The 10,730-nt window shown below is 56.6% G+C and carries 7 protein-coding genes, 2 tRNA genes and 1 pseudogene; 3 read left to right on the top strand and 7 right to left on the bottom strand.

Going from position 1 to position 10,730, the window contains the following annotated elements:
* Positions 1 to 358: 358 nt before the first annotated feature.
* The 4 genes and pseudogenes from queG to rpsB form a co-directional block, all read right to left on the bottom strand.
* Positions 359 to 1,306 (bottom strand): tRNA epoxyqueuosine(34) reductase QueG, encoded by a 948-nt coding sequence (gene queG, locus NW849_RS12735; protein ID WP_414358044.1) that lies wholly within the window; start codon positions 1,304 to 1,306, stop codon positions 359 to 361.
* A gap of 56 nt (positions 1,307 to 1,362) precedes the next feature.
* Entirely contained in the window at positions 1,363 to 2,778 is a 1,416-nt protein-coding gene (locus NW849_RS12730; protein ID WP_414358041.1) for an amidohydrolase, read from the bottom strand.
* A gap of 354 nt (positions 2,779 to 3,132) precedes the next feature.
* Positions 3,133 to 3,777, bottom strand: a pseudogene (gene tsf, locus NW849_RS12725) (translation elongation factor Ts); the annotation flags it as partial.
* Positions 3,778 to 3,936: 159 nt separating this feature from the next.
* The gene (gene rpsB / locus NW849_RS12720) at positions 3,937 to 4,731 is read right to left on the bottom strand and encodes a 30S ribosomal protein S2 (RefSeq protein WP_414358039.1); all 795 of its coding nucleotides are present in this window, start codon (positions 4,729 to 4,731) and stop codon (positions 3,937 to 3,939) included.
* 290 nt (positions 4,732 to 5,021) lie between these two features.
* Between rpsB and NW849_RS12715 the strand changes: the two genes are divergently transcribed.
* Positions 5,022 to 5,095 (top strand) — tRNA-Pro (locus NW849_RS12715).
* Positions 5,096 to 5,322: 227 nt separating this feature from the next.
* Here the strand turns inward: NW849_RS12715 and NW849_RS12710 are convergent.
* A complete protein-coding gene (locus NW849_RS12710; RefSeq protein WP_414358037.1) occupies positions 5,323 to 7,674 on the bottom strand; it encodes an AAA family ATPase in 2,352 nt (783 codons plus the stop codon).
* A 140-nt stretch (positions 7,675 to 7,814) separates the two neighbouring features.
* On the opposite strand from NW849_RS12710, the gene NW849_RS12705 reads away from it, so the two are divergent.
* A complete protein-coding gene (locus tag NW849_RS12705; RefSeq protein ID WP_414358035.1) occupies positions 7,815 to 8,222 on the top strand; it encodes a gamma-glutamylcyclotransferase family protein in 408 nt (135 codons plus the stop codon).
* A gap of 408 nt (positions 8,223 to 8,630) precedes the next feature.
* Here NW849_RS12705 and NW849_RS12700 read toward each other — a convergent pair whose 3' ends face one another.
* Together NW849_RS12700 and NW849_RS12695 are read right to left on the bottom strand one after the other, a co-directional pair.
* Entirely contained in the window at positions 8,631 to 9,812 is a 1,182-nt protein-coding gene (locus tag NW849_RS12700; RefSeq protein WP_414358032.1) for an aldo/keto reductase, read from the bottom strand.
* A gap of 158 nt (positions 9,813 to 9,970) precedes the next feature.
* A tRNA-Asp gene (locus NW849_RS12695) sits at positions 9,971 to 10,044 on the bottom strand.
* A gap of 49 nt (positions 10,045 to 10,093) precedes the next feature.
* On the opposite strand from NW849_RS12695, the gene NW849_RS12690 reads away from it, so the two are divergent.
* Entirely contained in the window at positions 10,094 to 10,606 is a 513-nt protein-coding gene (locus NW849_RS12690; protein WP_414358029.1) for a hypothetical protein, read from the top strand.
* The last annotated feature ends 124 nt before the right edge of the window (positions 10,607 to 10,730 follow it).

Raw genomic sequence — 10,730 nt, 5'->3', positions numbered from 1 at the left:
CCTGCTCAGAGATAGGCAGGATGCGATCGCTTCTTTCCTGAACCATGTTCAGGAGAGTTCAGCGTGAATGTATCAGTGTCCTAATCTAGCTTGAAATGACCGTGTTTTAGGTGGGGCTACTGTGTTTGAGTCGATCCAGCTCAAACAAAGCGGTGGGTAAACTCCTGCACCAAGTCCACACGTCCTTTGCGCAAAACCGCTCCTACGAGAGCAAGACCATGGCGGCCCAGCACTGTGGCCTCAGAAAGAGGGTAGGGCATGTATGTTAGCTTGCGTCCCTGGCCCAGAGACAATAGCCCCACCATTTTCTGGCGCCGGCCTCGAGGCCGCAAGATCCTGCTAGGAAAGCGTATCCAAGTTAAGTAGAGGGGGCTTCCAAATCGTTGCTGCCAGCTGCAGAGCTGGAATTGCCTTCCAGGGCTGCTTGGGCGTTGCGGCGCAGGCGGTGGGCCTTGAGCCGGCGCAGGGCAGAGGCCGGAAACTTGTGGTCGAATTCCCGATCATCGATCCGGGCCAGCTCCTGGAGATCAGGGGCAACATTCCAAGAGTAGGGCTGAAAATCCGGGATCCGGCTGGGTTGGGCAAAGCGTTGGTTCCAAGGGCAGACCTCCTGGCAGATGTCACAGCCGGCCACCCAGTTGTGCAGGTTCTGGGCAATCTTGGCAGGGATCCGCTCGGCGTGGCTTTCTAGAGTGTGGTAGGCAACGCAGCGGCGGGAATCCACCACCCCTGGGCTGACGATGGCCTGCGTGGGGCAAGCCTCTAGGCAGCGGGTACAGGTGCCGCAGTGAGCGGTGTGGGGCTGGTCAGGGAGCAACGGCAGGGTGGTCAGGATCACTCCCAGAAACACCCAGGAGCCGTACTCGCGGGTGAGCAACAGGCTGTTTTTGCCGATCCAACCCAAGCCCGCCTGCATGGCCCAGGGCTTTTCCGCAACCGGGCCGGTATCCACGTAGAATCGACCCGTATGATTTGGGAACTGGGCTTGCATCCAGAGGTGGAGCTGCTTCAGCCGCCGTCCCAACACGCGGTGATAATCTCGCCCCCAAGCGTAGCGGGAGATCTTGCCCTTGCCGGGATCCTGGCTGTGGCGGATGGGGGTGTAGTAATTCAAAGCCACACAGACCAACGACTGCACCCCCGGCAGCACCTGCTTTGGATCCATTCGCCGGGGATCGGCCATCCAGGTCATGTCGGCGGCCATGCCCGCAGCCAGCCAAGCTTGCAGACCCCGCAAGTCGGGGGGATCCTCTGTGCTGGCAATGCCGACTTTGTCAAAACCCAGGGCCAGGGCCTGTCGTTTCACCTGCTCTGTGATGCTGGCCCGGTCTGCTTCTTCTGGCCACACAGGGACATCCAACGCTACTTTGGCAAGCCCATCACCCGACGATAACGAGCTTCCAGATGCTCTGCCTGCTGGGATCGGCGGAAGGGATCCCAGGAGCTACAAGCAAACAACTCCTGTCGCAGATTAGCCACATCCACCGTCGTTACGGCTCCGCCGGAGACCACCTGTTTTCCTCGCACCCAGACGCTGTGGACTGCCTGGGTAGGCCGGCCCAACACCAGCAGCCCAATGGGATCGGTACGGGGCAACAGCGACAGTTGGGTGAGATCGTACAGCACCAGATCCGCTTGCTTGCCCACTTCCAGGGATCCCATCTGATCCCCCAGGCCCAAGCCGATTGCCCCACCTCGGGCTGCCATCTCGATGCTCTCGCGGGGAGAAATCCAGTGGCGGTAGTCGGGATCGGTGATGTTGTGCAGGATGGTGCCGATTTTGATGGCCTCTAGCAAATCCTGCGAATCGTTGCTGGCGGATCCATCGCAGCCAAAGGCCACGTTCACCCCTGCCCGGCGATAGTTCAAAATGGGGGCAATGCCGCTGCCCAGGCGCAGGTTGCTCAAGGGGTTGTGAACAACGGTAGAGCCGGTGCGGGCCAGGATTTCAATATCGGCATCGCTGAGCCAGACGCAGTGAGCCAGGGAAGTTCTCTGGTCTAGGTAGCCCAGGCGCTCCAGATGCTCCACAGCACTACAGCCGTACTTTTCCTGGGCCAACATCTGCTGGGCACGGGTTTCCAGCAGGTGAGCGTGGCGGGGTAGGTCATACTTCTGGCTTAACTCCGCACAGCCCTTGAACAGCTCGTCTGAGCACAGTTGGATCCCTGTGGGAGCCACCATGAGGGTAATGCCCTCTTCTGGCCGGTGAAAGCGCTGCACCGCCTCTTCCACAATGGCCAGCACCTCTGCTGTGGAGAGGGGATAGGTTTCCGGCTCCCGATCCCAAGAGGAGCTGCTGGGCAACCCCCGAGAGAGAGCCTGATCCTGGATCAAGGGGCCCACGAAGGCGCGGATCCCGACTTCTCGGTAGGCCCGTACCGCCGCCTCAATGGTGGCCAACTCTTGGCCTGGGATCAACACCAGATGATCCACCACCGAGGTGCCCCCCGTCAGCAGGGTTTCCACCGCCGTCCCCAGCGCGCTGAGATAGATTTTTTCCGGATCCGGCGGCACATACTCGTGCAGTTGTGCCAGCCACAGCTCCAGCGGATAGGGCGGTATGATCCCTCGTTGCCACATTTCGGAAGAATGGGTGTGGGCATTGACAAAGCCCGGCAGCAAGAGTTGGTTACTGGCATCCAGTTCCAGGCTGTCTGCGCCCGTTGCGGGTAACCCTCTGCCTATGGCAGCAATCCGTTCCCCCTCGATTCGCACATCTGCGGTTTCGTAGCCGGTGGCGGTGGGAATTAACGCATTGCGCAAGATAAAACTCATGCCCGGGATCCAAAAAGGCCGTCTGCTACCTTAGCGTGCTGGAGTTAACCCTGCCAAGGCGGGAGGATCAGAACATTTGCATGCATAACCTAGCCTTTCCCCCAAGGGATACCCAAGCGTAGTGGTTATAGAACTGCCGACATAGAGGTGCCCACACTCTCCATAACGCAGTTTCAACGCCTCTGCACCGCCGACATGGCCCTACAGCTCAGCCTTGACCGGCTATTTCTTTTTCTTGGCGGAGCCTTTTTTGGCCGGCTTGCTCTCGGCAGCAGGGGCCGGTTCTGGGGCAGGTTCTTCAGGAGGAGCGGGTGGAGTCTCTTCCACTTTGGGGGCCTCTGCCGGCTTGAGACCAGCTTGAGCGGCAACCTCAGCAGCAAAATCCACTTCTTCTTTCTCGATCCCCTCTCCCAGGACAAAGCGCACAAACCGCCGCACCCGAATGTTTTCCCCCAGTTTGGCAATGTGCTGCTTGACCAATTCCTCCACCGTGATCGAGGAATCTTTAATAAAGGGTTGATCCAACAGGGATAACTCTTTCAGGCGCTTTTCGATGCGACCTTGCACGATCTTCTCGCGTATGTTCTCCGGCTTATTGGCCAGATCTTCTTTGCCCATTTCAATGGCTTTTTCCCGCTCCACCACTTCAGCAGGGATCTGGTCAACGCTGACGTATTCTACGTTTTGGCAGGCGGCAATCTGCTTGGCGATGTCTTGCACCAGTTTCTTAAAATCTTCGCTGCGGGCCACGAAGTCCGTCTCGCAGTTCACTTCCACCAACACCCCAATTCGATTGCCGAAGTGGATGTAGCTGTCAACTGCCCCCTCTGCCGCGACGCGACTGGCCTTTTTGGCTGCCCCTGCCAACCCTTTCTGTCGCAGCCAGGTGATGGCTTTCTCCATATCGCCACCGGAATCTTCCAGGGCTTTTTTGCAGTCCATCATGCCTGCGCCCGTCTTTTCGCGCAGCTCTTTGACCAGTTTGGCATCAATGCTCATGAGGGCTCCTCGAATGAAAGAACGGGAAGAATGTGGCGGGATATGAGTGAGAATGAGCGGGCTTCGGTAGAATTGTAAACCTAGATTTCAAGGATACACGCCTCTGGATATGGAACAGGCAGGGAAGTGCCCGGATTGCATGGGATCCCTGCCCTCGGTCTAGCCTTCCTCGGCTTCTCCTTCTTCTTCGTCCTCCATATCCTCCAGCATGTCGTCGTCCAGATCCATGGCCCCTTCGTAGTCGTACTCATCCTCTTCAACGGTGTCGAGCTGCCCATGCCGCCCTTCGTAGATGGCATCCGCCAACTTGCCTACAATCAGCTTAATCGCTCGGATGGCATCGTCGTTAGAGGGAATGAAGATATCGCTGAGATCGGGGTCGCAGTTGGTGTCCAGGAGTGAGATGATCGGGATGTTAAGCCTGATACATTCTTGAACGGCGTTGGCCTCCCGCCGCTGATCGACGATGATCACCGCATCGGGGAGCTTGCGCATCGTTTTAATGCCGCCTAAGTACTTTTCCAACCTGGCCAACTCTCGCCGCAGACGGCTGGCCTCTTGTTTGGGCAGGCGATCCAGAAGACCGCTGCTCTCCATCTCCTCAATTTCTTTGAGGCGGTCGATGCGGGTTTTGATGGTGGCCCAGTTGGTGAGCATACCCCCCAACCAGCGCTGGTTGACATAGTAGCTGCCACAGCGACGAGCCTCTTGAGCGATGATCCCGGCAGCTTGCCGTTTGGTGCCCACAAACAGGAAGCGCCAACCCCTGTCAGCAGCATCCCGCACATACTCGTAGGCTTCGTTCAGATAGCGGGCCGTCTGCACCAAATCGATAATGTGGATGCCGTTCCGCTCGGTAAAGATGTAGGGCCGCATTTTCGGGTTCCAGCGGCTGGCCTTGTGGCCGAAGTGAACCCCTGCCTCCAACAGTTGAGGCAAACTGACTACGCTCATGAGTTTTTCCTCTCCTACGGGTTAGCCTCCGCCCGAACGGATCCCAGTTACGGCCTTCCCGCCGGTTACCTGCACAGAGCGCTCTACCCCCATTGGCAAGGAACTCAGGAGCTGTTGCAGCAAACCGCGAAAGGGCTGTAAGGACACCCGGTGGTTCAGGCGTGCGATTTCTTAACGGTTTAACTAAGCTAGCATGTTTTCCACGGGATCCCGCAGCTTGGGGTTAACTCTGGCCGCGATCCGATGCTAGACTAGCTAGGCACTTCATGGGCTTCTACCCGTAAGTGCGTCGGGGCGTAGCGCAGCTTGGTAGCGCACCACTTTGGGGTAGTGGGGGTCGTGGGTTCAAATCCCGCCGCTCCGATACTGAGTAATCAGGGGAGGGCTTGAGCCGGACAAAGCCCACTATGCCGGAAACTTTGAGGTACTTTGGCTCCGCTGTCAATCCCTTGCCATTGGCTCCGTTGATCGGCAGCCTTAAGAATCAGGTCACAAGCTTGGCCGGACAATATGGGATCCCGGTTTTACGGTGCTGGATCCCGATGCGGAGCCGACCTTGAACAACATGGGGTTTCGACGGATCTGGAGCGCTTAATCACGGCCCAGGATCCAGGCAATAAGGGGGGGATCCCTGTGGTCAAGATAATACCGAACGGCTTGGGTCAGGTCGATTTCCAGGTCGCGGTTTTGGATGTCGGTGATCATCCTGTGCATAAGCTCCAGATGGATGCGGTCGTCTTGGGTGAGCAGAGCATACTTGCCATTGGGGCTGTTGTTGAGGGCGGCCAAGGCCGCTTTGGTGGCGGTAGCCGTTTTGGAAGGAGGCTTGAGGCGGGCATCCCGCAGCAAGAGAAACTGAAGCTCAGGGTGAGCAATCACCAATTGGTTGAAGTTATTGAGCTGTCCATACATGCTGCTGGGACCCACTTGGATAAAGGCGATCACCCGCTTCTGGGCGGAGAAATAGAGGTGATCTAGAAGTTTGCGTTTGCCCAGCTTCAGGGTGCTCATGGGGACAGGATGGATCCCTTGTAGGGCATTGCCGATGGTGCGCAATTTGCCGATATCGGCTGTGCTGTCGATGATCGCCTCTTGGGGATAGGCGGCGCGGAGCTGAGCCTCAGTGGTGCGGAGATAGGGATCCAGCGTCTCAACAAGATCGGCAGATCGGCTGGGATCCCGAAGGGGTGGAGATAGAACGATGGAGGGGCCGTGGGCAGGCAGAAGGGGGATGAGCAGTTGTTTGAGGGTTTGCAGCTCAGTTTCGAGCCGCTGGACACGGGCGGCTAGATTGCTGGCAGTGGGTACAACTTGCACCTGGGGAGGGAGAGGGATCCCGTTGATGTAGTGGCGGTAGTAGGCTGAGGCTCGGTTGAGAATGGCCCGGATGGAGGGTTGACCAAGAATATCGCTTAGGTCATCGGCGGTGAAGAGAGCTTGGAGGTGGATCCCTGAGGGCAGACGGGTTTGCAGAAGGGTTTGAAGCTGGGGAGCAGGTGGGGGATCCAGAGAGAGGACGGTTTGGGAGAGGCGATCGACGATAGCCCGGTCAAATTGGGTTTGGAAATGTTGCCAACGATCAGGAAACAAATTAAGGACAAACAGACTGTTGGGAATACGGGTAAAAAGCTCTTTTAGAGCATCGCCAAAGTTGAGAAGGATATCTCGATTTTCGTCTCGGCCCAAAGCTTCCAATTGGTCAAAGACAATAATGAGAGGTCGGTCAAGCAGCGAAAGCCTGCCGATGACTTTCATCCCTTCTAGGGCAAAGGTGTTGCGATCCAGATCTGCACTCCAAGGGGGCAACCCAATCAAGTTGGTTTCTTCAGGATCCAGGTCGGTACCGCTGAGCCAGCGGATGATCTGGTGACGGCGGTTGGGATCCCTGTAGCTGCAGTATTTGATGATGCCCTTGAGAATGTTTTCGGTGGAACCGGTGAGAAAGTTTTGCTCTGCCCACCAGCGCAGAACCCGTTTTTCAATGGCTTGCCATTGTTGACGACGACGCTCGGTGCCTTCTGCTCCCAGGCAATGAAAGAGGTTGAGGGGATCCGCCGTGAGAAGGGAGAGAAACTCTTCAGTTTTTGAGGTTTGGGGGAAGGTTTTCAAGATTTCCACAAAGCTCTTGGCAATCAAGTAGTCGAGCTGGGTGTGGTGATGGGCATCTACCCGTTCGCGCAGGGATTCCAGGGTGTGGCTGTAGATGTGGTGGTAGATGTTGTCGGGATGGGTGGGCTGAGGGATAAACAGGAGACGGTTGTGGCGCAGGAGGTTTTGGGCCACCCGCATGATCAGGTGGGTCTTGCCGGATCCAGGTTCTCCCAGTAAGACAACCCCTCGGCTCTGGTGGTTGGGATCCCGTTGGATGTCCTGTAGGGTGGCAGTGAGCTGCTGGTACTGAGGCTGATAGATGGTGGTCTCGTCGGGATAATGCTGAAAGGGATTGTCAACTCTGCTGTTGGCGAAAGGATTGGGAACATTCTGGGCTTTGAGCTGAGCGTGGGTGAGGTGGCGATAGAGGTGGTAGGTAAAGAGGGCATCGTAGCTGGCGTCGTGGGCCAGTTTGGAGTTGAAATAGCCGCTCTCCAGTTGGATACTAAGATGTTTGCTAAGATACTCTAGACTGTAGCTGGGGAGGTTGGGGAAACATTCCTTGGCAGCTAGCCAAGTGCAAAAAACGGGGTTAGAAAGCCACTCTTGGTTAGCTTGCTCAAAGGCTTGTTTAAGGATTTTTAGGTCTTGCTCTGCGTGGTGGAAAACAAGAGTCTTGCCTTGTGCCAAGCGCCGCAGGTCAGCAACGATTTGGGCCAAAGGTTTGGGCTGGGGGTGGTGGGGCGAGTATTCTTGGGTGTAGGCATGGTAAATAAGCTTGCCGCTGCTGTCGATAAGGGCGATTTCTTTGAGGTTGGGGTTGCCCTCGGTGTCGATAACCAAGTAGCTCATGGAGGGGCGGGATCCCGTGATGCTAATGTGCTCAATATGCAAAATACCACATCTCAGTGTAATTCTGGGTAGGCGGGTTCACCCGACACCAAGGGAACTAGAGATGAGTGAGCAACGGAAGTAACCTAGATGCCCAGCAGATGGGACACCGTGCTGTTGATTTCAAGGAAGCTAGGCGTGCTCGTTTGCAGGGATACCGCCTTACGTTCAACAAGCGCGGCAACGATGGAACCGGCAAGGCCAACATTGTCCGGGATCCCTCTGGGGTTGTGTGGGGAGTTGCCTATCTGTGCAGCTCGGACAGGCTGGAGAGGATGGATCGGTATGAAGGAATTCCGGGAGGTCATTACCGTCGCCAGCAGGTTCAGGTTCGAAGCGATGAGGGTGAAGTGATCGAAGCAATGACTTACGTGGCGGGAGATTCATTCATTGATGATTCATTGATCCCAAGCGAGGGATATCTTCAAGGAATCTTGAAGGGGGCACGAGAGCATGGGCTTCCCCCCGACTACATTCATCAAATTGAAGCGATGGGGTTGGGTGGCTGAGAGCACTCTGTCCAAGGGGATTGAGGCTGCTGGCAAACAGGTTCCTGCCCCTGACCTTAAGATGGAGCCTCAAACCAGGTGGGTTGATCCCGAACGGTTTTGGCAGCGTCCAGATCCAAGAGAGTGCGGCCTATCCGATAAAAGTGACGGCACATCCGTTGGCAATCCGAAAGGTCGGCGACTGTTATCTCAATCACCTACAACCATGCCAAACAGGCCACAGTAAAAGGCTGGCCATCGCAATGGTACTCCTCTTGCGTCTACAGATGCGGTGGGGCTAGTGTTGCCAGACTCTCATCTAACTCAGTAACTGTTCTTGCAACACGGAGTTTCTCAATAAAACGATGTAGTCTTGAATCTCTTGCGGAAGCATTTTAATACCGTCAAACGGGGGGATCCCTGGGCAAGCTAGCTCTGAGATAGGCGCTTCACCTCAGCTCCAGAGAGCAGGCGATGGGCTTCTTGCAACAAAGCCGGGATCCGGTCGCGGTGGGGGCTGTGGATAAGATAAGGTCGCAGGGCTTCGGCATCCACTTTGTCTGCCCGCTGGCCGGGGAGCCAACTGCCGGCATTGCCCAACAGGTTGTAACGGCTCTTGGCATAGTCCACCAAGTCATAGGCCAAGACCAAATTGCGCAGCAGCAGAATGAACGGGATATTCACTTGTCCGGGGGTTTGGTCGTAGCGAGGCAGGCCCTGGTGCCAAGTTTTGGCGTAGTGTTCCCCCACCTGCTCGATCAAAGCTTGCTCTAGGCGGGCCAGGATCGGCGGCAACAGCTCATCAGCCCGATCCAACAGCTCCACCGCCCGCAGGTGCTCATCAAAATCGCTGGGTCGAGCTGCCCCAATGCTGAGGGTGTGAACCTGGGAATGGGACAGACAGAACAGGTCGTTGAAGACCATTGGGCTGAGAGGTTGGCACAGCTGCACCAGCTTGGCGGGCGGATCGTAAAGCCTGCCCCCCTTGTCTGAGGGACTGATGATGAATACCCCCATATCCTGCTGGGCGGCAGCCTCAATGGCGGGCCAGTTGGTTTGGTTGACAAAGTACCAGTGTAGGTTGACGTAATCAAAGCCCCCTGACCGTATGGCTTCCACGATCAACTCCGTCGGCCCATGGGTGGAGAAGCCGACAAAACGCACCCGCCCCTGCCGTACCAGGCGCTGACACACCTCCAGACACCCCCCTGGACGCAGGCTGTGCTCCAAGTCTTCCCAGGTATTCAACCCGTGGATGGCCAGCAGATCCACATAATCGAGGTTCAAGTAGCTCATCGATTGCTCGAACTTGGCCAGGAACTGCTGCGGGTCGGCGCTGGGGCCAATTTTCGTCTGCACAATCAGATCTTGCCGGGGAAAGAGCGGCAAAATGCGGCCCAACTGCATTTCAGAAGTGCCATAGCCGCGGGCAGTTTCGATGTGGTTGATGCCCACCTCCAAGGCCCGGCGAATCGTCGCCTCCAGGTTCTGCTGGCTTGCCGCTGGGATCCCTGACCAAGGAGTATCTTGCCAACTGTGTTGATAGCGCATGCCACCACAGCTCAGCACGGGCATAGACAGCTCGGTACGCCCAAATCTGCGATACTGCATGGTTTTTCCCCTGGACTAAGCCCCATTTTAGAGTGGCCCCACCGCCGAAGCTTAAACCCCAGGCCGACCGCGTTGCGCAGCAGTCTTCATCAGAAATCAGATCAGTCTGGAGATATGAGGCTGCAGGAGAGCGACTAAGCTAGAGTGTTTTAGGAGTACGGGGCTGACGGGGCTCGAACCCGCAACTTCCGCCGTGACAGGGCGGTGCTCTAACCAATTGAACTACAGCCCCAATCGCTGCGAATATCTATTCTGGATGTGGATGAGGATTGTTGTCAATCATGGTGGTTAGTTTGGCAGCACAGGCCGCAACCCTTGTGGATACTGCTCCCCAAAACGGGATCCCGACGGCGGCAATGCAACAGGTGGCGGATGTGCTCACCCAGGTGGCTCAACACCTGGATCACCTGCAATACACCACCTTGCGCTACCCCGATGGCGGCTGGCTGACGGTGCGGGTGGTCGAGGATCCTGCTGCTGGCGAGGCGGAGTCTTTGTCCTCAGAGGGATCCCAGCCGACGACCCATCTGTGGATCCCGGCCTTCGGCCACCTGGAAGATGCCCACACCACGCTGGCAGAGCTTAAGGATCGAGCGCCGGAGCTGGAGACCGCTTCTTTTGGGGTCTTGGAGCTGTTGTTCTTGGCGTTGGGCCTTTCTCGGGCCGATGGTATTGTCTTTTACGACCAAGCTGGGGATCGGCAACAGGGCAAAACCGTAGCCTGCCGAGCTTTGATGGAACAGGTCAATCAATCGCTTCGCAGATGGGCCTCTCCACCCCCTTCAATGGCTTGAGCTCTTGAACTTTTCTCTTTTATGGTTTTGTGGTCATTTCGATTCAAACTAGGTTGTGTTGATCTTTCATTTGAGCCAAAAGAGAGCACTGACGAGATAGAGAAAACTCAAGAAGTTCCTGGCC

Source organism: Synechococcus sp. R55.3, from assembly GCF_047461975.1.
Lineage (GTDB): Bacteria > Cyanobacteriota > Cyanobacteriia > Thermostichales > Thermostichaceae > Thermostichus.
This window is presented reverse-complemented; position numbering and strand designations above follow the sequence as displayed.

What these genes read in the sequence shown, in the direction of transcription:
- NW849_RS12730 (WP_414358041.1), bottom strand. Translation starts at nt 2,778, where the DNA reads ATGAGTTTTATCTTGCGCAATGCGTTAATTCCCACCGCCACCGGCTAC.
- rpsB (WP_414358039.1), bottom strand. Translation starts at nt 4,731, where the DNA reads ATGAGCGTAGTCAGTTTGCCTCAACTGTTGGAGGCAGGGGTTCACTTC.
- NW849_RS12710 (WP_414358037.1), bottom strand. Translation starts at nt 7,674, where the DNA reads ATGAGCTACTTGGTTATCGACACCGAGGGCAACCCCAACCTCAAAGAA.
- NW849_RS12705 (WP_414358035.1), top strand. Translation starts at nt 7,815, where the DNA reads ATGGGACACCGTGCTGTTGATTTCAAGGAAGCTAGGCGTGCTCGTTTG.
- NW849_RS12700 (WP_414358032.1), bottom strand. Translation starts at nt 9,812, where the DNA reads ATGCAGTATCGCAGATTTGGGCGTACCGAGCTGTCTATGCCCGTGCTG.
- NW849_RS12690 (WP_414358029.1), top strand. Translation starts at nt 10,094, where the DNA reads ATGGTGGTTAGTTTGGCAGCACAGGCCGCAACCCTTGTGGATACTGCT.